This window comes from Rhodococcus sp. SORGH_AS_0301, from assembly GCF_030818285.1.
GTDB lineage: Bacteria > Actinomycetota > Actinomycetes > Mycobacteriales > Mycobacteriaceae > Rhodococcoides.
In genome coordinates this window covers 2,221,970-2,246,599 of sequence record NZ_JAUTAC010000002.1, presented here as the reverse complement: position 1 = coordinate 2,246,599, position 24,630 = coordinate 2,221,970, and the positions used below count along the sequence as shown (strand labels likewise).

General features: G+C 70.5%; 23 protein-coding genes and 1 pseudogene. 16 read left to right on the top strand and 8 right to left on the bottom strand.

What is annotated here, in order from left to right; translation table 11 throughout:
* Positions 1-203: 203 nt before the first annotated feature.
* Genes QE397_RS11120 through QE397_RS11110 form a run of 3 tightly spaced genes read left to right on the top strand, consistent with a single transcriptional unit; the run spans position 204 to position 4,226 of the window.
* Positions 204-1,499: a glycosyltransferase gene (locus tag QE397_RS11120; protein WP_307093336.1), complete on the top strand. Its 1,296-nt coding sequence runs from the start codon at positions 204-206 to the stop codon at positions 1,497-1,499.
* Entirely contained in the window at positions 1,496-2,842 is a 1,347-nt protein-coding gene (locus QE397_RS11115; protein WP_307093334.1) for a hypothetical protein, read from the top strand. The genes QE397_RS11120 and QE397_RS11115 overlap by 4 nt, the downstream gene beginning before the upstream one ends.
* Positions 2,829-4,226 (top strand): hypothetical protein, encoded by a 1,398-nt coding sequence (locus QE397_RS11110; RefSeq protein ID WP_307093332.1) that lies wholly within the window; start codon positions 2,829-2,831, stop codon positions 4,224-4,226. The genes QE397_RS11115 and QE397_RS11110 overlap by 14 nt, the downstream gene beginning before the upstream one ends.
* A gap of 3 nt (positions 4,227-4,229) precedes the next feature.
* On the opposite strand, the gene QE397_RS11105 is transcribed toward QE397_RS11110, so the two are convergent.
* The gene (locus tag QE397_RS11105) at positions 4,230-5,891 is read right to left on the bottom strand and encodes an acyl-CoA carboxylase subunit beta (RefSeq protein WP_261769639.1); all 1,662 of its coding nucleotides are present in this window, start codon (positions 5,889-5,891) and stop codon (positions 4,230-4,232) included.
* 77 nt (positions 5,892-5,968) lie between these two features.
* Here QE397_RS11105 and QE397_RS11100 point away from each other — a divergent pair, with 77 nt between their 5' ends.
* Genes QE397_RS11100 through QE397_RS11080 form a run of 5 tightly spaced genes read left to right on the top strand, consistent with a single transcriptional unit; the run spans position 5,969 to position 10,008 of the window.
* The gene (locus QE397_RS11100; protein WP_027506897.1) at positions 5,969-6,823 is read left to right on the top strand and encodes a biotin--[acetyl-CoA-carboxylase] ligase; all 855 of its coding nucleotides are present in this window, start codon (positions 5,969-5,971) and stop codon (positions 6,821-6,823) included.
* 26 nt (positions 6,824-6,849) lie between these two features.
* A complete protein-coding gene (locus tag QE397_RS11095; protein WP_222647010.1) occupies positions 6,850-7,392 on the top strand; it encodes a PH domain-containing protein in 543 nt (180 codons plus the stop codon).
* 9 nt (positions 7,393-7,401) lie between these two features.
* Entirely contained in the window at positions 7,402-8,085 is a 684-nt protein-coding gene (locus QE397_RS11090; RefSeq protein WP_027506895.1) for a response regulator transcription factor, read from the top strand.
* Positions 8,086-8,097: 12 nt separating this feature from the next.
* Positions 8,098-9,423, top strand: a complete 1,326-nt coding sequence (locus QE397_RS11085) for an ATP-binding protein (RefSeq protein WP_222647012.1) — start codon at positions 8,098-8,100, stop codon at positions 9,421-9,423.
* A 27-nt stretch (positions 9,424-9,450) separates the two neighbouring features.
* Positions 9,451-10,008 (top strand): TetR family transcriptional regulator, encoded by a 558-nt coding sequence (locus QE397_RS11080; RefSeq protein WP_027506893.1) that lies wholly within the window; start codon positions 9,451-9,453, stop codon positions 10,006-10,008.
* Positions 10,009-10,041: 33 nt separating this feature from the next.
* Here QE397_RS11080 and QE397_RS11075 read toward each other — a convergent pair whose 3' ends face one another.
* The gene (locus QE397_RS11075) at positions 10,042-12,483 is read right to left on the bottom strand and encodes a cytochrome P450/oxidoreductase (RefSeq protein WP_307093329.1); all 2,442 of its coding nucleotides are present in this window, start codon (positions 12,481-12,483) and stop codon (positions 10,042-10,044) included.
* 165 nt (positions 12,484-12,648) lie between these two features.
* Positions 12,649-13,239, bottom strand: a complete 591-nt coding sequence (locus tag QE397_RS11070) for a GtrA family protein (RefSeq protein WP_037186749.1) — start codon at positions 13,237-13,239, stop codon at positions 12,649-12,651.
* A gap of 54 nt (positions 13,240-13,293) precedes the next feature.
* On the opposite strand from QE397_RS11070, the gene QE397_RS11065 reads away from it, so the two are divergent.
* The 5 genes from QE397_RS11065 to QE397_RS11045 are packed head-to-tail and all read left to right on the top strand — an operon-like array spanning position 13,294 to position 16,327.
* Positions 13,294-14,586, top strand: coding sequence for a 5-(carboxyamino)imidazole ribonucleotide synthase (locus tag QE397_RS11065; RefSeq protein WP_373425227.1), 1,293 nt, complete (start codon positions 13,294-13,296; stop codon positions 14,584-14,586).
* Entirely contained in the window at positions 14,579-15,097 is a 519-nt protein-coding gene (gene purE, locus QE397_RS11060) for a 5-(carboxyamino)imidazole ribonucleotide mutase (protein ID WP_307093327.1), read from the top strand. Before QE397_RS11065 ends, purE begins: the two co-directional genes overlap by 8 nt.
* On the top strand, positions 15,094-15,534 hold the full coding sequence (locus tag QE397_RS11055; RefSeq protein WP_307093325.1) for a CrcB family protein: 441 nt from the start codon (positions 15,094-15,096) through the stop codon (positions 15,532-15,534). Before purE ends, QE397_RS11055 begins: the two co-directional genes overlap by 4 nt.
* Positions 15,531-15,917, top strand: coding sequence for a fluoride efflux transporter CrcB (gene crcB / locus QE397_RS11050; RefSeq protein WP_307093323.1), 387 nt, complete (start codon positions 15,531-15,533; stop codon positions 15,915-15,917). Before QE397_RS11055 ends, crcB begins: the two co-directional genes overlap by 4 nt.
* Positions 15,914-16,327, top strand: coding sequence for a hypothetical protein (locus QE397_RS11045; RefSeq protein WP_307093321.1), 414 nt, complete (start codon positions 15,914-15,916; stop codon positions 16,325-16,327). The genes crcB and QE397_RS11045 overlap by 4 nt, the downstream gene beginning before the upstream one ends.
* Here QE397_RS11045 and QE397_RS11040 read toward each other — a convergent pair.
* Positions 16,308-17,021 carry a TIGR03089 family protein gene (locus tag QE397_RS11040; RefSeq protein ID WP_307093319.1) on the bottom strand — a complete coding sequence of 238 codons (714 nt, stop codon included), beginning with the start codon at positions 17,019-17,021 and terminating at the stop codon, positions 16,308-16,310. The two genes, QE397_RS11045 and QE397_RS11040, sit on opposite strands and share 20 nt — an antisense overlap.
* A gap of 27 nt (positions 17,022-17,048) precedes the next feature.
* A pseudogene (locus tag QE397_RS11035) lies at positions 17,049-18,486 on the bottom strand (LCP family protein).
* A gap of 267 nt (positions 18,487-18,753) precedes the next feature.
* Between QE397_RS11035 and rfbD the strand changes: the two are divergent.
* From rfbD to QE397_RS11020, 3 genes are read left to right on the top strand one after another with little or no spacing between them, the layout of a single operon-like run.
* Positions 18,754-19,662, top strand: a complete 909-nt coding sequence (gene rfbD, locus QE397_RS11030) for a dTDP-4-dehydrorhamnose reductase (RefSeq protein ID WP_285188816.1) — start codon at positions 18,754-18,756, stop codon at positions 19,660-19,662.
* 10 nt (positions 19,663-19,672) lie between these two features.
* On the top strand, positions 19,673-20,563 hold the full coding sequence (locus tag QE397_RS11025) for a glycosyltransferase family 2 protein (protein WP_222647020.1): 891 nt from the start codon (positions 19,673-19,675) through the stop codon (positions 20,561-20,563).
* 26 nt (positions 20,564-20,589) lie between these two features.
* Positions 20,590-21,666 carry a sugar phosphate nucleotidyltransferase gene (locus tag QE397_RS11020; RefSeq protein WP_027506882.1) on the top strand — a complete coding sequence of 359 codons (1,077 nt, stop codon included), beginning with the start codon at positions 20,590-20,592 and terminating at the stop codon, positions 21,664-21,666.
* Positions 21,667-21,720: 54 nt separating this feature from the next.
* On the opposite strand, the gene QE397_RS11015 is transcribed toward QE397_RS11020, so the two are convergent.
* The 3 genes from QE397_RS11015 to cofD are packed head-to-tail and all read right to left on the bottom strand — an operon-like array spanning position 21,721 to position 24,600.
* A complete protein-coding gene (locus tag QE397_RS11015) occupies positions 21,721-22,278 on the bottom strand; it encodes an NUDIX hydrolase (protein WP_307093313.1) in 558 nt (185 codons plus the stop codon).
* A gap of 10 nt (positions 22,279-22,288) precedes the next feature.
* Positions 22,289-23,647 carry a coenzyme F420-0:L-glutamate ligase gene (locus tag QE397_RS11010; protein WP_307093312.1) on the bottom strand — a complete coding sequence of 453 codons (1,359 nt, stop codon included), beginning with the start codon at positions 23,645-23,647 and terminating at the stop codon, positions 22,289-22,291.
* Positions 23,644-24,600 (bottom strand): 2-phospho-L-lactate transferase, encoded by a 957-nt coding sequence (gene cofD, locus QE397_RS11005; protein WP_027506879.1) that lies wholly within the window; start codon positions 24,598-24,600, stop codon positions 23,644-23,646. The genes QE397_RS11010 and cofD overlap by 4 nt, the downstream gene beginning before the upstream one ends.
* Positions 24,601-24,630: the final 30 nt, after the last annotated feature.

Sequence of the window (24,630 nt, the reverse complement as noted above, 5' to 3'; positions counted from 1 at the left end):
CTGTCAGCCTTGACAAGTCGACTGCGGCGCTGCTTGTGACCAACGTGCGTTCCCGACCTCGAGGTCTGTCCGTGGTCCAGTTCTCGGATCGGCACCACGACATGCCGTCCCGTGCGTCGAATGGTACGAACAAGTGACACAAGCGGACGAGACGCCATTTCCGGCGCACTCCACATCAGGTATGTCCGAGGGGGAATCGAGTCGTGCGCATCGTCATGGCCGTCAGCGGAACGCGAGGCGACGTACAACCTGCCGTCGTCCTGGGTTCGGATCTGGCGGGCCGGGGCCACCACGTTGTCATGGCAGTTCCGCCCAACCTCGTGCACCTGGCCCGCGGGGTCGGACTCGAGACGGTGCCGTTCGGGTACGACACCCGCGAGCACATGAACTCGGACCTGGTCCGTCACGGCCTGTCCCGCGGGTCGGTCGCCGACCGTGCGCGGGCGCTCGCCGCACTGTGGAACTTCGGGTGGGACCAGATGGTGACGGAACTGCGCGACGTCGTCGACACCACGGCGCCGGACGTGCTGCTCACCGGCATCACCACCGAACAGATCGCGCTGCCCCTCGCCGAGGCGCGCGGGATCGGTCTCGTCGCGCTGCATCACGCGCCGGTGCGCTCCAACCCGCGGTACTCACCGGTGCCCGGCATCGACGGTGCGCCGGCTGCGGTCGTCGGACTTGCCTGGACCGTGCTGGACCATGTCCTGTGGACGGCGACCCGGCGGCGCGAGAACACGCTGCGCCGCTCCCTGGGCATCCCCACGGTGTCGTCACCGCTTCCCGGTCGCATGGCCCGTCGCCGGACCGTCGAGATCCAGGCCTACGACCGGGTGTTCTGCCCCGAACTCGCCGTCGACTGGGACGGCACGCGTCCCCTCACAGGTTTCCTCGAGGTGTCCCCGGAGCTGCGGGCACGGATGGATCCGCAACCGTCCGACCCGTCCCTGGACGAGTGGATCGACGACGGCCCCCCGCCCGTCTACGTCGGCTTCGGATCCATGCCGGTGACGAACCCGGCGGCCGTCCTGGCCGCCGTCGCGGATGCCGCGGCGCGCGTGGGCGAACGGGTTCTGCTGTGCGCGGGCTGGAACGACGTCGACTCCGCCGACGCGCTCGGTGATCACGTCCGTGTGACCGGCGCCGTCGACCACACCGCGGTCTTCCCCCGGTGCCGCGCCGTCGTGCACCACGGCGGCGCGGGGACCACCGCGGCGGGACTGCGGGCCGGACGGCCGACGGTGGTGTGCTCGGTGTCGTCCGATCAGCCCTTCTGGGGTCGGCGGGTCGTCGCCCTGTCGTGCGGCGCCGCGATGTCCGCCTCCGACATCACGGCGCAGTCGTTGGAGAAGGCGTTGCGCCTCGCTCTGACGCCCGAGGCGGCCGCGGGCGCAGCCGCCGTGGCCGCCGCCATGACGAGTCCCGCGGAGGCGGTCCGCCGCGCGTCCGACCTCGTGGAGTCGGCCCGCCCCGCACCGACGGACGCGGTGGTCGCATGACGGCGCGGCTTCAGGATCAGGACTTCACCTACTGGTTCCTCTCCGAGGCGTTCGGGTGGGACGTGGTCCTGCAACTCGTGTGGCGCTTCGACGACGCGGTGCCGGACGCCGACGTGACGGCGATGGCGGTGGGACTCGCGCGCGGAGCACTGCATCGACGCATCGTGCGACCGTCGATTCCCGTCGCCCGCCCGGGCTGGGTCCGGTCCGACCGGGATCCCGCCGTTCGGCTCGATGACGAGTCTGTGACACCGGACGAGGTCCTCGACTGGGCGACGCGCGATCTCGAGACCGTCGACCTCGACGCCGAGGCGGGGCGCTGCTGGGCGCTGCGGTCCACCCGGACGACCACCGGTGGATCGGCGCTGTCTCTCACCTGCCTGCACCTCGTCGCGGACGGCCGAGCGATGACGGCGGCCGCTGTGGCCGCCGTCGCCGACACGGCCGGGGTGCGCGACGACATCGGCGCCGCGCCGACCGGGCCGTCCGCACTCGTCGGGGACGTCGGCGACGCAGCACGTCAGGTGGTCGGAGCCGTGGCCGGCGTGGCACGGACCGCCGTCGCGGTGGTGTCCGATCTCCGCTCGACCGACTCCGGCGTCGCACGTCCGGCCTCCGTCACCCCGCGCACCCCCGCACACACCCGTGCGCCGCTGGCTCGTCCGTCCTGGGCGACGGTCACGGTGCCGGTGGCGGAGTGGGACGCCGTCGCGCAGCGTCACGGCGGGACACGGAACTCGTTGTTCGTCGCGGTACTCGCCGGTGCGCTCGTCGCCACCGGCTACGCAGACGACGGGCTGCCCGTGAAGGTCGGCATCCCGATGAGTCTGCGCCGGGGTGACGACGATCAGCGCAGCAACGCCACCGGGGGCGTGTCGATCTCACTCGCCGAGCGCGTGGTTCCGGGCTCCGATCTGGGCGGTGTCCGCGCGCTGTGCCGGGACGCGTTCGCGGCGCTGTCCGCCGGACGCCGGCCGGCGATGATTCATCTGCAGCCACTGCTCCAGGTACTCCCGCTGTCCGTCGTGACGTCCGTGGTGACGGGCGGCGGGTCCGGTATGCCCGACGTGGTCGCGTCGAATCTCGGGTCCTTCGACGGTCTCCGCCGGGTCGGCGGCCGTACCGCCACGGACGTCGCCTTCCGGGGAACAGCGCACCACGTCGACCCCGCCGGCACGCAACGCTTCGGCGAGGGCGTGCAGTCCTGGTACCTGGAGACGGACGGTGCGGCGACCTTCGCCGTGGCCGGGTTCGACGAGACACGCGTGGGTTCCGCGCAGGCGCTGACGACAGCCCTGTCCGCGGAGCTCACCGGATGGGATGTGCCGCATGAGTTCTGGTGACGTGACCACTGCTCAGGTCCGCCCGGCAGACCGCGTGGCGGGTGCCGACGAGTCGTACGCGTTGGCGGAGCGACTCTTCGGATGGACGGCGCCGATCCAGTACCTGTGGATCTTCCCGGCCGACCCGGGTGCGGACGCCGTCGCGACGCTCGCCGACCGGCTCGCGTCGGGATCGTTCGACCGCCGGGTGGTCCCCACCTCCGTGCCGTTCGGCCACGACCGATGGGTGCGGGCCGAGCGCCCCGCCACGGTGTACACCGAACCGGGCACCATCGCGGATGACGCGGTGGGGGACTGGGTCGATGCGCGGCTCCGTGCGGCCGATCTCGACCCGTCTGCCGGACGCGGTTTCACGCTCGAGTGCGCGCACACCGATACCGGGAGAACCGTTCTGGCACTGCTGGTCTCGCACATGATCGCCGATGGCCAGGCCGTGTACGCGGCGCTCGATGCGGCTCGCCGGGGGCCGACGCGCTCGGCACTGCCCACCGGGCGTGACGTCGCCGGGTGGGCCGGCGTGCGGGGCGATCTCCGTGACGCGGGGGCGCAGATTCCGGCGGTGGCGCGGGCTCTCGCGGTGATCGGGAAGGCGGCGGCGACGGCGGGCGCGACGGCGCTGCGGACGGGGATCACGCGATCCGACGAGACTGCCCCGACCGCCGCGCCGGTCGCGGCTCGCGCGGACGAACCCACTCCGACCGAGTCCGACACCACTCTCGCCGTGGTGGATCTCGATCGCCGTGAGTGGGTCGCCCGCGCGGCGGAGCACGGTGGTACGCCGAACAGCCTCTTCACGGCCGTCATGGGCGGGGTTCTGCGTGCGTCCGGCCATCCGACGGGTCCCGAGGGCACGCGCATCTGCATCGCGGTGAGCAACCGCGCCGACGGCGACGACAGAGCGAATGCGTCCGGGGGCGTGTGGATCCGGGTGCCCGGGCCGATCGGACCCGAGGTGGGGCTCGGCGAGATCCGCGCGCTGAGCAAGGCGGCGTTCGCGAAGTACGCGACCACGGACGACGCGGTCACCGACCACCTGCAGGCGGTGGCCAGGTTGCTTCCGGACCGGGTGCTCGGGCGGATGATGACGTCCATCGCCGGGCCGGACACCACGGTGTCGAACCTGGGCGCCGCGCCGCAGAGCGCCCTCGAACTCGGTGATCAGGTCGCGGAGTCGTTCGGTATCCGCGCGATCATGCAGGGCCGCGACGCGGCCGCCCGGCGTCGACAGGGACCGGCGATCGCCGCGTGGGCGGTGGAGTACGGCGACAAGGTGACGGTCACCGTGTTCGGCATCCACCCCGAGTACGCGGGAGACACCGGCCGGCTCCGCGAGACGGTGTCCGCGGAGCTCGACCGGTGGTCACTCGAGCACTCGTTCTGGTGAGGTCTAGAGCGGGATGTTGCCGTGCTTCTTCGGAGGCAGGGTGACCATCTTGCGTTCGAGCAGGCGCAGTGCGGTGACGATCTGTCCGCGGGTGTGGCTCGGGGGGATCACCGCGTCGACGTAGCCGCGTTCGGCGGCGACGTACGGGTTGACGAGGGTGTCCTCGTACTCGTTCTGCAGCTCGAGGCGCAGTGCGTCGACGTCGTCACCGTTCTTGGCGGCTTCGAGGAGGCGTTTGCGGTAGACGAAGCCGACGGCGCCGGAGGCGCCCATGACGGCGATCTGCGCGGTGGGCCACGCGAGGTTGAGATCGGCGCCCATGTGCTTGGACCCCATCACGTCGTAGGCGCCGCCGTAGGCCTTGCGGGTGATGACGGTGATCTTGCCGACGGTGGCCTCGCCGTACGCGTAGAGCAGTTTCGCGCCGCGGCGGATGATGCCGTTGAACTCCTGATCGGTGCCGGGCAGGAAGCCGGGGACGTCGACGAGGGTGATGATCGGGATGTTGAAGCAGTCGCAGGTGCGCACGAACCGGGCGGCCTTCTCGGAGGCGTCGATGTCGAGGGTGCCGGCGAACGCGGTGGGCTGGTTGGCGACGATGCCGACGCTGCGCCCGTCGACGCGGCCGAACCCGACGATGATGTTGCGGGCCCGCCCTTCCTGCACCTCGAGGAACTCGTCGTCGTCGAGGATGCGGCGGATGACCTCGTGCATGTCGTACGGGGTGTTCGGCGAATCCGGGATCAGGGTGTCGAGTTCCAGATCCTCGGCGGTGAGGGAGTCGGCGATGGCCCCGTCGATGGGGTCCGAGGGGGCAAGGCGGGGCGCGGTGGCCTGGTTGTTCGAGGGGAGGTAGCCCAGGAGTTCGCGGACGTAGTCGAGGGCGTCCTGCTCGCCGGAGGCGACGTAGTGGGCGACGCCGGACTTCTCCATGTGGGTGTGGGCGCCGCCGAGGTCCTCCATGGTGACGTTCTCGCCGGTGACGGTCTTGATGACGTCGGGTCCGGTGACGAACATCTGGGAGGTCTTGTCGACCATGACGACGAAGTCGGTGAGGGCGGGGGAGTAGACGTGCCCGCCCGCGGCCGGTCCCATGATCAGCGAGATCTGGGGGACGACGCCGGACATGCGGACGTTGCGGTGGAAGATCTCGCCGTAGAGGCCGAGGGAGACGACGCCTTCCTGGATACGGGCGCCGGCGCCCTCGTTGATGCCGACGAGGGGGCGTCCGGTCTTGAGGGCGAGGTCCATGACCTTGACGATCTTCTCGCCGTAGATCTCGCCGAGGCTGCCGCCGAAGACGGTGGCGTCCTGGGAGAACACGCACACGTCGCGGCCGTCGACGGTGCCGTAGCCGGTGACGACACCGTCGCCGAAGGGGCGGTTGTCGGCGAGGCCGAAGTTGACGGAGCGGTGGCGGGCGAGGGCGTCGAGTTCGACGAACGAGCCCTCGTCGAGGAGCGCGGTGATGCGTTCGCGGGCGGTGAGCTTGCCCTTGGCGTGCACCTTCTCCACGGCCGCCTCGCCCATGGGCTTCTCGGCCTGGGCCTGGCGGGCGGCGAGCTCGGCCAGCTTTCCGGCAGTGGTGTGGATGTCGGGTGCGGCAGCCCCCGTCTCTTCTCGAGCCACTGATTCCTGCGCGGACGCATCCTGAACACTCGTCATAGACCAGCACTGTATCGACGCCGCGCCGCCGGACGTGGCAGGGGTGGTGCGTCGGCCGCGTCTCTATGCTCGGCCCCATGTGGGAGAACCTGGACAGACCGCCGCTCGACGGGCGTGCGCTCACGCGCGCACTCGTCGACGGACCCCGCGGATCGTGGTCGCGTGTCGACGTCGTGGCGCGGACCGGATCGACCAACGCGGACCTGTTGGCCGTCGCCGACACCGCCGGTGACCGCACCGCGCTGATCGCCGACGTCCAGGACGCGGGCCGCGGACGGCACTCGCGGTCGTTCACCGCTCCCGCGCGGTCGCAGGTCATCGTGTCGGCGCTGGTCAAGCTGCCCGGCGTGCCGCCCGGATCGGTGGGGTGGCTCCCGCTGCTCACCGGTGTCGCGGTGGTCGACGTGCTGCGCACCGTCACCGAGGTCGACGCGGTGCTCAAGTGGCCCAACGACGTCCTCATCCGCGGCGACGAGTCGTCCGGCTACGCCGGAGGCAAGGTGGCGGGCATCCTGGTGGAGGTGGCCTCGACCCATCCCGTCGTGACGGCGGTGTCCGGAGTCGGCATCAACGTCAGCCTCACCGAGGCGGAGCTGCCCGTCCCGACGGCGACGTCCCTGCAACTGGCCGGCGCGGCGGTGATCGATCGCGGCACCGTGGTGCGCGCCTTCCTGCGGGCCATGGGTTCGGCACTGGACGAGTGGCGGGAGTCGGGGTGGGACACCGCGCCGATCGCGGAGCTGTACCGCTCCCGGTGCGATACTCTCGGCCGCCGCGTGCGGGTCACGATGCCGGGCGACACCGAGCTGGTGGGCGTCGCGACCGACATCGACGAGCACGGTCGGGTGGTGATCGTGCCCGAGTCGGGGGACACCACGCCGGTCGCCGTCTCGGCGGGCGACGTCACTCACCTCCGCGCGCTCGACGCCTGACCGCCCCTTCCCCTCAGGAGAATCGCATGTCGTTTCCGCAGGACGCACTGGGGCACGAGGAGGACCTGATCCTGCATCGGCACCCGCACTGGAAGATGCTCGTGCTGCCGGTGCTGACGTTCCTCGTCGCGACACTTCTCGCGGGCTTCCTCGTGGGTCTGATCGGACGGTCGCTGGAGTCCACGGCGCGGTCCGCCGCGCTGATCGCCGTCGCGGTGGTGTGGCTCGGGCTGATCGCCTGGCGCACCGCTGTCCCCGTACTGCGGTGGCGGTCCACACATTTCGTCGTGACCGACCGACGCGTCCTCGTCCGCCAGGGTGTGCTGTCGCACTCGGGCATCGACATCCCGGTACGCCGGGTGTCCAACGTGCAGTTCCGTCACGGTCTTCTCGACCGGCTCCTGAAGACCGGCACCCTGGTGATCGTGGCGAGCTCCGACGACCCCCTCGAGTTCGACGACATCCCCGACGTCGAGCGGGTCCACTCCCTGCTGTACCACCAGGTCTTCGACTCCCAGAATCACGGCTGGGACGACGGAGACGATCTCGGTCCGGCGCGCACTACGTAGGGTGGTCCGGTGACCGAAGTCCTGCTCGCCGAAGACGATGAAGCCATCGCGACCCCGCTGTCCCGCGCACTCGGACGAGAGGGGTACACGGTGACGGTCGAGCAGACCGGCCCGGCAGCGCTCTCGCGCGCCCTGGAAGGCTCGTTCGATCTCCTGATCCTCGATCTCGGGCTCCCCGGGATGGACGGCCTCGAGGTGTGCCGGCAGATCCGCGCCACCAGGTCCGACCTCGCCGTCCTGATGCTCACCGCACGCACCGACGAGGTCGACTTCGTCGTCGGTCTCGACGCGGGAGCCGACGACTACGTGAGCAAGCCCTTCCGCGTCGCCGAGCTCATGGCGCGGGTCCGGGCCCTGCTCCGGCGCCGCGGCGCGGCCTCCGAGGACGGCACCATCGAGGTGGGCGGCCTGCGCCTCGAACCCGCCGCACGGCGCGTCCTGCTCGACGGCCACGAGATCCCCCTGGCCAACAAGGAGTACGAACTTCTCAAGATCCTGCTCGACCATGCCGGTCAGGTGGTCTCGCGCGAGACCATTCTGCGCGAGGTGTGGGGCGACGCCGAGCTGCGCGGCTCGAAGACGCTGGACATGCACATGTCCTGGCTGCGCCGCAAGATCGGCGACGAGGGCTCGGTGGCCGAACGACGCATCGCGACCGTGCGCGGCGTCGGCTTCCGGATCAACACGGACTGACCGGGCCACCGCATGAGGCGTCGGATCCTGCAGTCGATCCTCGCGGTCGTCATCCTCACCGGCATGCTGCTCGGCATCCCGTTGACCTACACCGCCTGGCTGTGGGTCGAGGACTTCACTCGCGGCGACCTGCGCACCCGGCTCGAGCGCATGGCGTCCGAGATCATCGATCAGGAGGGCGGGGACGGCCGCGTGGACGGCGGCCTCGACACCGCCTCGCTGCGTCTCGTCGTGCCCATGGGCGGGCGCCTCGTCGTCGTCTACCCCACCCCCGAGAACCCGGCGTCACGCATGGACATCGGCGCACCGTCCGTCGAGGATCCGATCGAGGAGTCCCTCTCGATGGGCACCTCGGGGTCGCTGCTTCTCGAAGTGCCGTCCGACGAGATGCGCACCGCCCAGAAGCAGGCCGTCGGCGCGGTGGCGCTCGTCGTCCTGGCCTCGATCGCGGCCGGCACCGTCGTCGCCGTCCTCACGTCCCGTCGACTCTCCACGCCCCTGCAGCACGTCGCGGGGCGGGCCGCCCGGCTGGCCGAGGGCGATTTCCGCAAGGACCCCACCCGCCACGGCATTCCCGAACTCGACCGGGTGTCCGACGTGCTGGACTCCGCATCGGTGGAGATCGTGGGGCGCCTGCAACGCGAACACTCCCTCGTCGCGGACGTCTCCCACCAGTTGCGCAGCCGTCTCACCGCGGTGCGCCTGCGTCTCGACGAGCTGTCCGGACACCCCGATCCCGAGGTGGTCACCGAGGCCAACGAGGCGATGGCCCAGGTGGACCGGCTCACCACCGCGATCGACGACCTCGTGCGGTCGTCCCGCAGTGACGGCGCGGCCGACGCCTCGACCGTGCGCGTGCGCGGCGAACTCGAACCCGTCATCGACGACTGGCGCGGGCCGTTCGCCGATGCCGGGCGCGACCTCGAGCTGCGCGGCGACTCGTCGGTCACCGCCCTGGTCACGGGTTCCCGGCTCCGCGAGGCGGTGTCGGTGCTGCTGCACAACGCGCTGGACCACGGCGGCGGGCGCTGCGTCGTCACGGTGCGCCTCGTGGGGGAGTCGCGTGCACCCGCGCAGGACGGACCACGGCCGCCCGTGGTCGTGGAGGTCTCCGACGAGGGAACCGGTGTCAAAGACGAACTCGCGCCGCACATCTTCGACCGTGGCTTCTCCGGCGCCGGATCCACCGGGGTGGGCCTCGCCCTCGCCCGCGCGCTGGTCGAGGCGGACGGGGGACGACTCGAACTGCAGCGCCGACGTCCGGCGCTCTTCGCGGTGTTCCTGCCCGCGGCACGCGTGGACCAGGTGATCCCGGCCGGGATGTCCGAACCGCGCTGACCGGCTCGACTCACCTAGGCTCGCGACGTGACTGCGCCCGACTTCTATTCCGAACTGCGGACTCTGCGACTCGAGCGGGTGCTCGACGCCGGGGTGGAGATCATCGCCGACCGCGGGTGGGACGGCCTGAGCATGACCGAGGTCGCGAAGCGTTCCGGGGTGCCCCGGCAGAGTCTCTACAAGGAGGTGGGTACCAAGGACGACCTCGGTCGCGCCGTCGTGGACCGAGAGGTCGAGCGATTCCTGGAGCAGGTGCGCACCGGGCTGGCAGCGCATCCCGACAGCTTCGAGGACGGCATCTCCGCTGCCGTTCGGGGCGTGCTCGAACACGGTCGGGCCAATGTCGCTCTCGCAGCCGTTCTGCGGCCGGGGCACGATTCGGGTCTGCTCGCCCTGGTCACGGTCCACCCCGACGCCGTGTTGGGCCACGCGAACAGTGCCGTCGGTGCGTTGGTGGGCGAGAGAGCGCCGGACGCGTTGGTGGACTGCGTGGTTCGACTGACGCTGAGCCATCTGGTGCAACCGTCCGTGGACGTGGACGAGGCGGTGGATCGCATCGACCGGGTGGTCCGCGGGTTCGCCTGAGCGGACTCGGCTCGGTCCCACCGGCCCGGCGCACTACAGGTCGAGCACCAGCTTCGACGACAGCGATCGCGAGACACACATCATGACCGTGTCCCCGCGTTCGCGTTCGCGACGCGACAGCACGGAGTCGCGGTGGTCGGGAGTGCCGCTCAGGACGTCGGCCTCGCACGTCCCGCAGATGCCTTCCATGCACGACCCGATGACGTCGGCACCGGCCTTCTCGACGGCGTCGAAGATCGACGTGCCGTCGGGGACGGTGACGGTCACCCCCGAGCGCGCGCACTCGACCTCGAACGAGTCGAGCGCGTCGTCGGGTGCCTCGACGGTCTCGGCCGCGAAACGCTCCAGGCGCAGGCTCCCGTCCGGCCACGCCGCGCACGCGTTCTCCACGGCATCGAGGAGCGGGCCGGGCCCGCAGCAGTAGATCAGGGTCTCGGGCCGGGGCTCACCCAGCACGGTGTCGAGATCGACACGCTCGCCGCGTTCGTCCTTGGCCCAGACCGTCACGCGGTCGTCGCCGTCGAACTCGTCGAGGAACGCCATGGACGAACGAGATCGACCGGTGTACACCAGGTTCCACTCGGCGCCGTCGGCTCGGGCAGCGGCGATCATGGCGCGGATCGGTGTGATGCCGATGCCGCCGGCGATGAAGAGGTAGCTCGGTGCGGGATCGAGTGCGAAGTGGTTGAGCGGCCCTCGTGCTCGCAGAGTGGCTCCCTCCGGCAGGTGGTCGTGCACGTGCGCCGAGCCGCCGCGGCCGTCCGGCTCGCGCAGGACCGCGATCGTCCACGAGGACTCGTCGGCGGTATCTCCACAGAGTGAGTAGTGCCTGACCAGGTCGGGGCGCAGCATCAGTTCGACGTGCGCGCCGGGCGTCCAGGACGGCAGCGATCCGCCGGCGGCATCGGTGAGGACGAGTTCGACGACGCCCTCCGCCGCGGTACGCCGGTGTGCGACCCGCACATCGAGCTGCGTCCGCTCTGCTCCGTCGCCGTCGCGGCGCTGCCGAGGGGGCGTGACGGTGGACGTGTCCACCACGGGAGCGGCGCCGGCGGCCTTCCGGTCGGTGCGGTAGGTGCCGTGCCGTCGACGCTCCCCGCCCTTCGGTGTCGTCGTCACCATCATGGAGCTGTAGCCACGAACGAAGTTGGACTGCACGCGCGTCGGCTCCGCGAGGACCTCGATGTCGTCGAAGCGCGTCAGCAGCTCCTCCCAGAGGATCCGCAGCTGCATCTCCGCGAGCCGACTTCCCATGCAGCGGTGGGTGCCGATGCCGAACGCGAGGTGATGCCGTGCGTTGCGCCGGTCGATCACGAAGCTGTCCGGGTCGTCGAACGTGCGCTCGTCGCGGTTGGCCGAGGCGTACCACATGACGACCTTGTCGCCCTCGCGGACGAACTGACCGTTCAGGACGGTGTCTCGAGTCGCGATGCGGCGCATGTAGGCGAGGGGCGTCTGCCACCGCAGGATCTCGTGGACCATCTTCGGTACCAGGCCCGGATCGGCGCGCAGGCGATCGAACTGCTCCGGGAACTGGTTCAGGGCCAGCAGTCCGCCCGTCATCGAATTGCGGGTGGTGTCGTTTCCGCCCACGACGAGCAGGACGATGTTGCCCAGGAACTCCATCGGGCGGTCGATCAGGTCCTTCGTGTCCTCGGAGAGCTGCATGAGGGTGATGAGGTCGTACCCGGGCTTCTCGCCGGCTGCGAGGCGCGCCGCCTTGTCGTGCCACAGCGCACTGAAACTGCGCGCTGCTTCCGCCGCGGCCCGATACGCCGCGTCCGTGTCGGTGGACCCGCCGGTGGCCGACGCGCTCGCGGCCACCAGATCGGTCCACTCGACCAACTTCCGTCGTTCCTCGTACGGGAAGTCGAGCAGCGTCGCGAGCATCCGCGAGGTCAACTCGATGCTGACCCGGTCGACCCAGTCGAAGGGCTCGCCCACCGGGAGCTCGTCGAGGACCTCCGCGACCCGCGAGCGGATGAGACCCTCCATCTCCTCCAGATTCCGAGGTGCGACGACGCCTTGCACCGCGGCGCGCTGCTGATCGTGGCGCGGCGGGTCCATCGCGATGAACATCTCGATGTCGAGGCCCTCCGGCGGTGTGCCCAGGATGATCTGCGGTTCCGCCGAGAACGTCTCGAAATCCCGGTCGACTGCGACGATGTCGTCGTAGCGCGTGACGGACCAGAACGGCCCGAACGCGCTGTCGGCCCGGAAGTGCACGGGCGACTCGTCTCGCAGTCTCCGGAAATAGGCCTCCCACGATCCCTGCCGCCACAGGAACGGGTTGCTGACGTCGATCTCGGTCAGGTCCAGCTCCGCCACGTCGGGGATCGCGGACTCACGGAAGTGCGGCTGCCCGTCGCTCACCACGAGCCTCTTCGCGCGCTGCCACAGATGCAGTCCCTGGATCTGACGCTCCATCGGGACCAGTGCCTGTGTTCTCGTGATGATCGTGTCGCGAACGCTCATGACGACTACCGCCTCGGTGCTGGGATGGTTCTGACGAGTGGGATGACAGAACTAAACCATGTGTATCCGGATATGACAATAGTCGACCTATTGTCGCCGCTGAGCGGCAGCGCACCAGCGGGCCCGTCGCCGGGTGGGTGAGGAGAGGTGGCCTGACGCGTCGCGTCAGCTGTGACCCATGAACTGCGTCTGCTCGTCGTCCGGGTCGACGTCGGGATCGAGATCGGGGTCCGGCTCGTCCTCGATCAGCGGATTCGCGATGATTCCGCGGCCGTTCTCGTCCGGGAACGCGAAGCGACGCAGTGCCCAGAATCGGAAGACCATCTGCAGCAGATTGCCGATGACGTAGTTGAGGACGAAGTCGATGATGATCAACGCGGTGAGGGTGGTCTGTCCCTCGCGGATGTCGAAGACGTTGTTCGCGATCCAGAGCGGAGCGGCGGCGAGGATGACGCCGATGCCACTGATGGTGAAGAACAACAGTGCCTCGTGATGACGCTCGCGGCCACCACGGTTCTTGAACGACCACTCGCGGTTGAGGATGTAGCTGAGAATCGTCGCCATCACGCCGGAGAAGATCTTGGCGACGACGGGCTTCGACTCGAGCACGGTGAGGCTCAGTGAGTAGAAGATCGCGAGGTCGAACACCATCGTGGTCGCGCCGACGATCGCGAACTTGATCAGTTCGGAGTGGCGGAGGGCGATGCTTCGGAACGGCTGCGGGATACCGGCAACCACACGGTCGATCAGAGGCACGGTGACCCACTTTACGAAGAGCAGTGACCAAACACTAATCGGACTCGTGACACGATGAGCGGCGTGACAGCAGGAGACACCGTGAATTCGGACATCCCCCAGCAGACCCCGCGCACCGACCCGCCGCGGCAGCGCACCTCGTCCCTGCCCGTCGTCGCGATGGTCGGCGGAGGACAGCTCGCACGGATGACCCACCAGGCCGCGATCGAGCTGGGTCAGACCCTGCGCGTGCTCGCGGCCGGGGAGAACGATCCGGCGGCTCGGGTGAGCGCCGACGTGGTGCTCGGCGAGCACACCGATCTCGCGGCACTGCGTGCGGTCGCCGCCGGTGCCGACGCACTGACGTTCGATCACGAACACGTCCCCACCGAGCATCTCGACGTCCTCGTCGCCGAGGGCGTCAACGTCCAGCCGCCTCCCGAGGCGCTGATCTTCGCGCAGGACAAGCTGCGGATGCGCGTTCGCCTGCGGGAACTGGGACTACCGGTACCGGATTTCACGGAGGTGGCGTCCGTCGAGGACGTCGTCGCCTTCGGTGACGCCCACGACTGGCGCATCGTGATCAAGGCCGTGCGCGGCGGCTACGACGGTCGCGGCGTCTGGATGCCCGACGACGCCGACGAGGCGCGCACCGTGGTGTCCGACCAGCTCGCCGCCGGAGTGCCGCTGATGGCGGAACAGCGTGTCGACATGGCGCGCGAACTCTCGGCGATGGTCGCGCGGTCCCCGTTCGGGCAGGGAGCGACCTGGCCCGTCGTCGAGACCGTGCAGCGGTCCGGACAGTGCGCCGTCGTCATCGCACCCGCCCCCGGCCTGTCCGAGGACCTGGCTGCGGACGCCGAGCACATCGCGCTCCGCATCGCGTCCGAGCTGGGTGTGGTGGGAGTCATGGCCGTGGAGCTGTTCGAGAAGGTCGACGGCACCCTGTCGATCAACGAACTCGCCATGCGCCCGCACAACTCGGGCCACTGGACGCAGGACGGTGCCCGGACCTCGCAGTTCGAGCAGCACCTGCGCGCGGTACTCGACTATCCCCTCGGTGACTGCGCGCCACTCGCGCCGGTGTCCGTCATGGCCAACGTCCTCGGCGCCGAGGAGCAGCCGTCCTCGACCATGGACGAGCGGGTGCATCACCTGTTCGCGCGGATGCCCGACGCCAAGGTGCACCTCTACGACAAGGGTGAGCGCAAGGACCGCAAGATCGGCCACGTCAACATCGTGGGCCCGCGGAACGGCTCCGCGTCCGATGCCGAGCACGTCGCCGAGGTCCGGGAGCGTGCCGAGCGTGCCGCGCACTGGCTCTCGCACGGCGTCTGGACCGACGGATGGGATCCGCATCATGGATGAGAACAGCAACAGCACGGCCGTCCGGGTCGGCATCATCATGGGCAGCGACTCGGACTGGCCGGTGATGGAGGCCGCCGCCCTGGCGGTCGCCGAGTTCGGCGTCCGCTTCGAGGTGGGCGTGGTCTCCGCGCACCGGACGCCGCAGCGCATGCTCGACTACGCGCGGGACGCGGCGGACCGCGGAGTCGAGGTGATCATCGCCGGCGCCGGCGGTGCCGCTCACCTGCCGGGCATGGTGGCCTCCGCGACGCCGCTCCCCGTCATCGGTGTCCCGGTTCCGCTGAAGTACCTCGACGGGATGGACTCGCTCCTGTCGATCGTCCAGATGCCGGCGGGGGTGCCCGTCGCGACGGTCTCCATCGGCGGCGCACGCAACGCCGGTCTGCTCGCCGTGCGCATTCTCGGTGCCGCCGATCCGCAGCTGCGTGGACGGATGGCCGAGTTCCAGCGCGGACTCGAGCAGATGGTGCTGGACAAGGACGAGGCGCTGCGTCGCAGTCTGCTGGAATGACCGCGTCCGCGGACTCGGTCCGTCCTCTGCACCGCACGCCCGCTGCCCTGGCCGCGGTCGTCGTCGGCGGTGCCGCGGGGACGGGTGCCCGCTACGCGGGGGAGTCCTGGGTGCCGCACTCTGGAACGGGATGGCCGTGGGCCACGTTCCTGATCAACCTGAGCGGTGCGTTCGTCCTCGGTCTGCTGCTGGAAGCGTTGGCGCGCTCGGGACCGGACGCCGGGCGGCGTCGGTGGGTGCGCCTGGTGGCGGGCACCGGTTTCTGTGGCGCGTTCACGACCTACAGCACGTTCGCCCTCGAGACGGTCGAGCTCTTCCGGGACGGCGCACCGACGACTGCACTGACCTACGCCGCCGTCGGAGTCGTGGCGGGACTGATCTGTGCCTGGGCGGGCATCGTGACCGGTGGCACCCTCCATCGGAGGCCACGCACATGACGGTCGCCGCGGTGCTGCTCGCGGGTGCGCTCGGGGCGGTGGTCCGCTTCGTCGTCGACGGCGAGGTGACGGCTCGTTTCGGTCGGCCGTTCCCCCTGGGGACTCTGATCGTCAACGTCAGTGGGTCGTTCCTTCTCGGCATCCTGGCCGGGCTCGTGCTGTTCGCCGGTCGGCCCGCCGAGTGGCAGGCCGTCGCCGGCACCGGGTTCTGCGGCGGGTACACCACGTTCAGCACCGCGAGCGTGCAGACGGTCCGACTCGTGCAGGAGGGTCGGCACCGGGCGGCCGCGGCGAACGCGGGGACCACCGTGATCGTCTCCGTCCTGGCCTGCGCCGGTGGACTGGCTCTCGCGTGGGCGGCGTCGGGTGGGAGCTCGGTGTGACGTCCTCCGGTCCGCGGGGGTCGAGCCCGCTGCGACGGGTGTCGCGCGGCAGCCTCCAATCGCTCGTCGTCACGGCCACGGCGCTCACCTGGGCTCGTCTGTGGCGCTCGCGGATCTCGTACGACGCGTCGTCGAACCTGATCGTGTGCGAGGCGATGCGAGGCGGATACGCCCGCGGCGGAACGTGTTTCGGCGGAGCGTTCCTCACCGGACACGCGCTCGTCGATCCCCGTCGACGGCGGGCGATGCTGCGCCACGAGTCCGTGCACGCCGACCAGTGGGCCCGCCACGGCTTCTCGTTCGCGATCCGGTACCTGGTGGAGGAGATGCGCCGGCCGGGCGCCGCCAACCGCTTCGAGGTGGAGGCCGGACTCGGCGACGGGGGTTATCTCACTCGAGGACCGTCGTGACCTTCTCCGTGGCGACGCGGCGATCGAGTGCCGCCGGGTCCAGCGCGGTCACCTGAACCAGTGACGCGCCGGCCGCGAGCACCGCGACGAGACCGTCGAGCAGTCCGTCGGCGTCGTCCCACGACCCGGTCGCGAGAACCCGGTCCGTCGCCGACAGTCCGCGCGCTGCGGCGCGGCCCTGTGCATCGGTCAGAACGTCCTGGACGGAGCGACCCTCCAGGGCCGGACCGGCGCCGACGGGAACGAACTGATCGCCGTGCACGCGAACCGACGTCGCGTAGTCGGTGACTCCGAGGGGGAGGTCGTCGACGGGCCGACCGAACGGGTCGAGCGACAGCGCGGCCACCTCACCGGCGTCGGCGGTCTCCACACCCGCGGCGGTCACCAGTGCGACCGCCGCGTCCGGATCGGGCCGGAGAGTCACCTCGGCGCCGGCCCACCACGCGCCGAGCAGCACCGAGGCGGTCTGCCAGTGCGCGGGGAGCACGACGCTGACGACGTCGCCGGGCGACACACCGAGCTCGTCTCTGAGGAAGTTGGCCGTCTTCGCGGCCCAGTTGGCCAGAGTCAGCGCGGACAACTCGATGCGCTCACCGGTCGAGTCGTCGTAGTAGGTGATGCGCGGTCCCGCCGCGTCCGCCGCGAGGATGGGTCCGAGAAGCGCGTCCGTGAGCGTCGTGCCACCTGAGGTCATCGACGACATTCTTCCGAACGGGCCCGATCAGTTGACGCACTGGGGGCCCCGTGGACCCGGCGTCGATCGGGTCCGCGGCCGCGGGAGCCGGGGTGGCGGTGTCGCCTGCGGGCGAGACACCGGCCGGAAGCGATCCCGCCGCTGCGGGAGCGGAGTAGTCGGAGGCCAGCACGACGCGCACGGTCCCGGACGGCAGCGAGTCGTCGGTCTCGGTCCGGTCGGTGCCGACCCGCGCGGCGACGGCCGCCGCGGCGTCACCGTCCGACGACGCGGCGTACACGGTGGTCCGGTCGACGCTCGCACCCTCGTTGTTGCCGACCTCGCCCGGAACGAAGCCCTCGCCCGACAGAGTGTCGGAGACCGAGGACGCCAGACCGTCGACGCCGCTGTCGTTCGCGACGTCCACGGTGACACTCGAGGCGTCGATGTCGGGAACGGTGGGCGTCGGCGTCACGCTCTCGGACGGCGCCGCGTCGCCGATGAGGCCTCGCACCCACGTCTGGACCTCGACGGGGTCGACCGCGACGATCGACTCGCCGTAGTCGGTGACGCCGTTGATGTCCGCGACGGGAATGGTGTCGAAGGTGACCGCGCCGCCGGCGACGTCCTGCAACTTCGTGGCGAAGTCGAGGACGTCCCAGTCGTCGTCGATGGTGACGGAGCGCTGCACGGCCGACCCGAGCTGCCCCAACGTGCCGGGGTTGCTGAGCGTGCGGGCGCTGAGCACCTTGCGGACCAGCGACGCCATGAACACCTGCTGACGGACGATGCGGTCGAGATCGCCACGGGGGAGATCGTGGCGCTGGCGCACGAAGCTGAGGGCGTCGGCACCCGAGAGCGTCTGCTGCCCGGCCGCGAAGCGCGCGCCCGAGAGGGGCTCGTCGACCGGCGCGTTCAGACACACGTCGACGCCGCCGACGGCATCGGTGAGCAGGACGAATCCGAGCAGCCCGACCTCGGCGTAGTGATCGACCGTCACGCCGGTGAGGCCCGCGACGGAGTCGATGAGCGCCTTGCGGCCCGCGAGCGTCGACTCGCTGTCGGCTTCGGCGTCGGGCACCCCGCTCTCGACGAGTTCGAGGCGCTTCTCCTCCTTGGTGGCTCCGTACGCGGCGTTGATCTTGCTGTCGCCGATGCCGGGCACGTTCACGTAGGCGTCGCGCGGGATCGAGATCGCCGACGCGGACGATCCGTCGTTGGGAACGCGGATCAGAATGATGGTGTCGGTGTTGTTGGCCACCTCGTCGCCGGCGCGGAGCGAGTCGAGCTCGTTCTGCGAGAGCGCGTTGCCGTGCGCGTCGGTCCTGCTGTCGGTGCCCACGAGCAGGATGTCGACCGCACCGTCGGCCCCGTCGCCGAGATCAAGGTTCGACACCGTCGCGAGGTTGCTGCGCAGCGAGTCGATGCTCTGCCATGCCACACCCGTCACCAGCAACGCGCCGGCGGAGAACAGTGCGACGGCGATCCGGCCGGCATTGGAGTGCCCCGGTGTCCGCGAGGGGCGGTGGCTGGTCGGAGGTCGACGCCCCCGGTCGGAGCGGGTGGAGGAGCGCCGCGCACCCGGTTCCGACTCGCGAGAATCGGGTCGCCGCTGCGCACCGCGCTGTGTCCGAGGTCTGTACGGATCGCGCGGTGTCCCGGGGCCCGTCACAGAATCCGTCACGATCCCCAGGCTAACGGCAGGGTCGCCGTGCTCCGCGCAACCCGCCACGGCGTGCCACACTCTGTCGCTGTGACCACCGACGCAGAGCAGAGTTCGGACAGGACGATCGTGGTGACCGGAGCCGGAGGTCAGCTCGGTCGCCGACTCGTCGACCGCGCGCGGGACGGGTACCGCGGGGCCCGCGTGCTCGGCTTCGGATCGGCCGACCTCGACATCACGGATCCGGAGTCGATCGCCGCCGCCGTGGTGCCGGGCACCGTGGTGATCAACTGCGCAGCGCACACGGCGGTCGACGCGGCGGAGACCGAGGAGGACCGCGCCGCACTGCTGAACGAGGTGGGACCGCGCCTGCTCGCCGAGCGGTGCGCCGAGGTCGGTGCAGGTCTCGTGCACGTCTCGACCGACTACGTGTTCGCCGGAGACGCGCGGACCCCGTACGAACCCGACGATCCCACCGCGCCGGCGACCGCCTACGGGCGCACCAAGCTGGCGGGGGAACGGGCCGTCCTGGAGGCGTTGCCGTCCGCGACGATCGTGCGGACCGCGTGGGTCTACACCGGCACCGGCTCCGACTTCGTCGCCACGATGCTCCGGCTCGAGGCCGAGCGGGAGACCCTCGACGTCGTGAACGACCAGGTGGGTTCGCCGACGTACTCGGGTGATCTCGCGGACGCGCTCCTCGAGGCGGCGACGTCGCCGCGAGCGCTGCCGCAGATCCTGCACGCCACCAACGCCGGGACGGCGTCCTGGTTCGACCTCGCTCGGGCGACCTTCGAGACCGTGGGCGCCGATCCCGACCGTGTTCACCCGTGCGGCAGTGATCGCTACGTGCGGCCGGCGCCGCGTCCCGCCTACTCGGTGCTCTCGCCCGCGGCCTGGAAGGGTGCCGGGCTGACCCCGCTGCGGCCCTGGCGCGACGCGCTGACGGCCGCGCTGGCGGCTCGGGCGGTCGCGGACCCGCCCGGAGCCGCCCAGTAGGGTGACCGGCGTGAGTGCCCCCCTGGCCGTCGTGACGGTGACCTATTCGCCCGGCGAGCACCTCGACGCATTCCTCGAGTCCCTGCGGGATGCGACGACGCGGCCGGTGTCGGTGATTCTCGCGGACAACGGGTCCACCGACGGCGCGCCCGAGGCGGCCGAGGCCGCGTACGACAACGTCCGATTGCTGCGCACCGGAGCCAACATCGGCTACGGCGGCGCCGCCAATCGCGCTGTCGCCGAGGTGGATCCGGCCACCGAGTTCGTCATGGTCGTCAATCCCGACGTCCAGTTCGGCCCCGGGTCGATCGACGAGCTGCTGGCGGCCGCCGAACGGCATCCGCGGGCCGGGTCGCTCGGGCCCCTCATCCTCGAGCCGGACGGTTCGCGCTACCCGTCCGCCCGCCGCGTTCCCGATCTCACGTCCGGGTCGCTGCACGCACTGCTCGGTTCGGTGTGGCCGTCGAATCCGTGGACGCAGCGCTACCGGCAGGACAACGACGAGGTCAGCGAGCGGTCGGTCGGGTGGCTGTCCGGCTCGTGCCTGTTGCTGCGCCGTGCCGCGTTCGACTCGGTGGACGGGTTCGATTCCCGGTATTTCATGTACATGGAGGACGTCGATCTCGGAGATCGCCTCGGACGAGCGGGCTGGACCAACATCTACGTGCCCACGGCCGTCGTGACGCACGCCAAAGGTCATGCCGCGGGGCGTCATCCGGAGTCGATGTTGCCGGCGCACCACCGCAGCGCCTACCGCTTCCAAGCTGATAGACACCCGCGGAGATGGCAAGCTCCTCTCCGGTGGACGTTGCGCGCCGGACTGGCGTTGCGGTCCAGGGTGGTCGTGACTGCTGCACTGCGGCAACGCGACGACACGGTCGGGTCAGGTTCGAGCTCGTGAGAAGTTTCTGAGAAAGGCGATACGCGATGACTGCTCCGGCGACCGATGCCGTAGTTCTGGTCGGAGGAAAGGGCACGCGACTGCGTCCGCTCACGCTCTCCGCCCCCAAACCGATGCTGCCCACGGCAGGTCTGCCGTTCCTCACCCATCTCCTGGCGCGCATCAAGGATGCCGGGATCGATCACGTGGTGCTCGGCACGTCCTTCAAGTCGGAGGTGTTCGAGCAGCACTTCGGTGACGGCAGCGCACTCGGCCTCGAGCTCGAGTACGTGTTCGAGGAGGAGCCGATGGGCACCGGCGGTGGCATCCGCAACGTCCTGCCCCGGCTCCGCGCCGACAACGTCATGGTCTTCAACGGTGACGTGCTGGGCGGTACCGATCTGCGCGGCGTGCTCGACACCCACCGCACCACCGAGGCGGACGTCACCCTGCACCTCGTCCGCGTCGGTGACCCGCGTGCGTTCGGCTGCGTGCCCACCGACGAGTCCGGCCGTGTCACCGCGTTTCTCGAGAAGACCCAGGATCCGCCGACGGACCAGATCAACGCCGGCTGCTACGTGTTCAAGCGGGAGATCATCGAGAAGATCCCGTCCGATCGTCCGGTGTCCGTCGAGCGTGAGGTGTTCCCCGCACTGCTGGCCGAGGACAAGCGAGTCTTCGGACACGTCGACGCCGCCTACTGGCGCGACATGGGTACGCCGGAGGACTTCGTGAAGGGCTCCGCCGACCTCGTGCGCGGAATCGCACCGTCGCCTGCGCTGACGGGGACGCGGGGCGAGTCGCTGGTCCATCCCGGCGCGGGCGTCGCGCCCGGCGCGCTGCTGATCGGCGGCACGGTCGTCGGACGCGGCGCCGAGGTGGGAGCGGGCGCCCGTCTCGACGGTGCCGTCCTCTTCGACGGTGCCGTGGTCGAGGCCGGCGCGGTGGTCGAACGATCGATCCTCGGATTCGGTGCGCGCATCGGACCGCGGGCACTCGTGCGCGACGCCGTCATCGGCGACGGAGCCAACATCGGCGCGCGGTGCGAGCTGCTCCGCGGCGCCCGGGTGTGGCCCGGAGTGACGCTGCCCGACGGTGGAGTGCGCTTCTCGACCGACGTCTGAGGATCCAGGGCGTCCGAGAATCCAGGGCGTCCGAGAATCCAGGGCGCCCGAGGCTCAGCGAGCCGCCGCGCGGGAGATCATGTCCTGCAACGCGTCTCGTTCGGCGCCCGCCTCCCCGTCGGGGAGGTCGTCGACGGGCCACCACCGCAGGTCGTTCGACTCCGCGCTGCGGACGATGTGTGCACCGTCCGCAGCGCGTACGACGAAGCGCAGGTCGAGATGGCGCGTCGGCTCGCCGAGCGAACACGTGATCGGGTGTGTGTGAATGGAGAGCAGCTCCGGCTCGAGAACCAGGTCGTCGATGCCGCTCTCCTCACGCGCCTCGCGGAGAGCCGCGTCCCGGACGGTCTCGTCGTCGACCTCGCAGTGTCCGCCCAGTTGGAGCCATCGTCCGACCCGCGGGTGCAGCGTCAGGAGCACGTGGCACCCACTCCGATCGAGCACCAGCGCCGACGCGGTGACGTGACCGGCCACGTTCTCGCGGAGACAGCCACGCGGCGCACTGTCGAGGAACGCCAGCATCGTGTGGCGCATCGAGTCGTCGTGCGGCTCGGTGGTCGACCAGGTGTGGAGCAGTTCTCTCGCGGACTCGTGGAGGCTCTCGGCGCTCACGGACGGTTCCTCACAGTTCTCGGAACGCGGAGCCGGGCGGCGTCGGCGCGCGGGGCGACGGGGGAGTGAGCGGGTGCCCGACGGCGACGGCCCCGACGGGATGCCAGTCGGCGGGTAGATCGAGCGTCTCGCGCACGGTGTCGGCGGCGAAGATGGTCGACCCGACCCAGCAACTGCCGAGGCCGCGCGCCGCGAGGGACACCAGGAACGCCTGCACCGACGCGCCCGCCGCCACCGTGAACATGACGGTCTCCGCGGACTGCCGTTCCGCGTCCGGATAGTCGTGCGCCTCGTCGAGCACCGCGAACGCCAGAATCAGTTCCGGCGCGGTGCGCAGCAGATCACCGCGTGCCAGACGGGCTTCGATCGAGTCCGCGGTCCGTCCGTCTCGCTCGAGATCGGCGCGCCACCGCGTTGCCATCGCATCGAGCAGTGCGGTGCGCACCGCCGGTGTCCGGACGGCGACGTAGCGCATCGGGTGGGAGTGATGGGGAGCCGGCGCGGTGACGGCGTCCGCCACGGCGGCCTCGACGACAGCGGGATCGACCGGGGCCGAGTCGAACTCGCGTACCGAGCGACGAGCGGGTACCGCGCCGAGTGCACCTCGTCGCAGCGCCTCCTGCGTTCCCAACCAGAAGAGGTCGTCCTCGCCCGGCCGCACCAGATCGCGGGCGGAGGAGCCGTCGTCGGCGTAGTGCAGACCCCGGACCACGGCGACGGGAACCGAGCCGAGCTTGCCCTTCACCAGATCCCCAGCGGATGCCAGCTCGTCCGCGAGCGCGACCTCGGTGACCATCAGCTCGTTGCCCTGCGCGTCGCGACCACCGGCGTAGGCGTGCAGGACGGGCAACCCGGCCGATCCGATCGCGTTGTCCGTCTGGCCGTTCCGCCACGCGCGGCCCATCGTGTCGGTGACGACGACGGCGACGGCCACGCCCAGCGAACGGCGTACACCGTCGCGCAGTGCCCGGGCGGACGCGTCGGGATCCTCGGGGAGCAGGGCCAACTCGTCCGTCGACACGTTGGATCCGTCGATGCCGGACGCGGCCTGCACGATGCCGAGGCGGTTCTCGGTGATGAGCGTGCGACCGCGCTGGGCGAGGACGCGCACGGCCTCCTGCTCGACGAGGATGCGGCGCAGTGAGTCCCGCGCCTCCGGGTCGGTCGGCGCGGTCACCAGGCGTCCCTCGACCTTGGAGACGATCTTGCTCGTGACCACCAGGACGTCGCCGTCGGCGAGCCACGGTGCTGCCGTGACGACTGCTGCCACCAGGTCGTCGCCCGGCCGGAACTCGGGGAGTCCCGCGACGGGAATCACCTCGATCGAACCGCCCGGTGCATGATCGCCGGGACCGTCGGATCGGGTCACAGGACGCCCGCTGCCTCGAGCGCGGCGCGCGCCATCCGTGCGGTCACCGCGGGCTCGGTCATGAGCAGAGGTACCGCGCGCACGTCCACGCCGGGAACGTCGGCGGTGTCGGTCTCGTGGATCAGCCAGGCGTCGAGGATGCCGGCCGCCGAGCGGGCGCCGTAGTGGCGGCCGATGGCCTCGGCCGTCGTCTCCACACCGATGACGGACAGGCACTCGTCGGCCATGCCGCGCAACGGCTTGCCGTCGATGACGGGGGAGAGCCCGACGACCTTCGCGGGTGTGGTGCGCAGTGCGGAGCGGATGCCGGGCACCGCCAGGACGGCGCCGATGCTGACCACCGGGTTGGACGGTGCGAGCAGTACCGCGTCCGCGGTCTCGATCGCCTCGACGACGCCGTCCGCCGGGGTCGCCTTGTCCGCTCCGACGTACGCGAAACTGTGAGTCGTCACAGCAGCGCGGTAGCGCACCCACCACTCCTGGAAATGAACGGCCTTGTCGGTGCCGTCGTCGGGATCGGTGATCACCACGTGGGTCTCGCTGCGGTCGTCCGTGACGGGCAGCAGGCGGACACCCGGAGACCACCTGTCGCACAGGGCCTCCACGACTGCGGACAGCGGGTACCCGGTGCGGAGCATGCGCGTCCGGATCAGATGCGTCGCGATGTCGCGGTCCCCGAGCCCGAACCAGTCCGGGTGGGCCCCGTACGCCGCGAGTTCCTCCTTGACGCTCCACGTCTCGTCGCGTCGACCCCAGCCGCGCTCGGTGTCGATGCCGTCGCCGAGCGTGTACATGCAGGTGTCGAGGTCGGGTGTGATGCGCAGGCCGTGCATCCAGACGTCGTCGCCGACGTTCACCACGGCCGTGACGTCGCCGTCCGGCCCCAGCAGTTCTCGAACCCCCTGGAGGAACCGCGCGCCACCGACGCCGCCCACCACCACAGTCACCTTCATGACCCTCGACCCTAGGCGGTCGCCGTCGGC

Coding starts and splice junctions, on each gene's coding strand:
- QE397_RS11115 (WP_307093334.1), top strand. CDS start 1,496: ATGACGGCGCGGCTTCAGGATCAGGACTTCACCTACTGGTTCCTCTCC.
- QE397_RS11110 (WP_307093332.1), top strand. CDS start 2,829: ATGAGTTCTGGTGACGTGACCACTGCTCAGGTCCGCCCGGCAGACCGC.
- QE397_RS11105 (WP_261769639.1), bottom strand. CDS start 5,891: ATGACGAGTGTTCAGGATGCGTCCGCGCAGGAATCAGTGGCTCGAGAA.
- QE397_RS11100 (WP_027506897.1), top strand. CDS start 5,969: ATGTGGGAGAACCTGGACAGACCGCCGCTCGACGGGCGTGCGCTCACG.
- QE397_RS11095 (WP_222647010.1), top strand. CDS start 6,850: ATGTCGTTTCCGCAGGACGCACTGGGGCACGAGGAGGACCTGATCCTG.
- QE397_RS11085 (WP_222647012.1), top strand. CDS start 8,098: ATGAGGCGTCGGATCCTGCAGTCGATCCTCGCGGTCGTCATCCTCACC.
- QE397_RS11075 (WP_307093329.1), bottom strand. CDS start 12,483: ATGAGCGTTCGCGACACGATCATCACGAGAACACAGGCACTGGTCCCG.
- QE397_RS11065 (WP_373425227.1), top strand. CDS start 13,294: ATGAGCGGCGTGACAGCAGGAGACACCGTGAATTCGGACATCCCCCAG.
- purE (WP_307093327.1), top strand. CDS start 14,579: ATGGATGAGAACAGCAACAGCACGGCCGTCCGGGTCGGCATCATCATG.
- QE397_RS11055 (WP_307093325.1), top strand. CDS start 15,094: ATGACCGCGTCCGCGGACTCGGTCCGTCCTCTGCACCGCACGCCCGCT.
- crcB (WP_307093323.1), top strand. CDS start 15,531: ATGACGGTCGCCGCGGTGCTGCTCGCGGGTGCGCTCGGGGCGGTGGTC.
- QE397_RS11040 (WP_307093319.1), bottom strand. CDS start 17,021: ATGACCTCAGGTGGCACGACGCTCACGGACGCGCTTCTCGGACCCATC.
- QE397_RS11020 (WP_027506882.1), top strand. CDS start 20,590: ATGACTGCTCCGGCGACCGATGCCGTAGTTCTGGTCGGAGGAAAGGGC.
- cofD (WP_027506879.1), bottom strand. CDS start 24,600: ATGAAGGTGACTGTGGTGGTGGGCGGCGTCGGTGGCGCGCGGTTCCTC.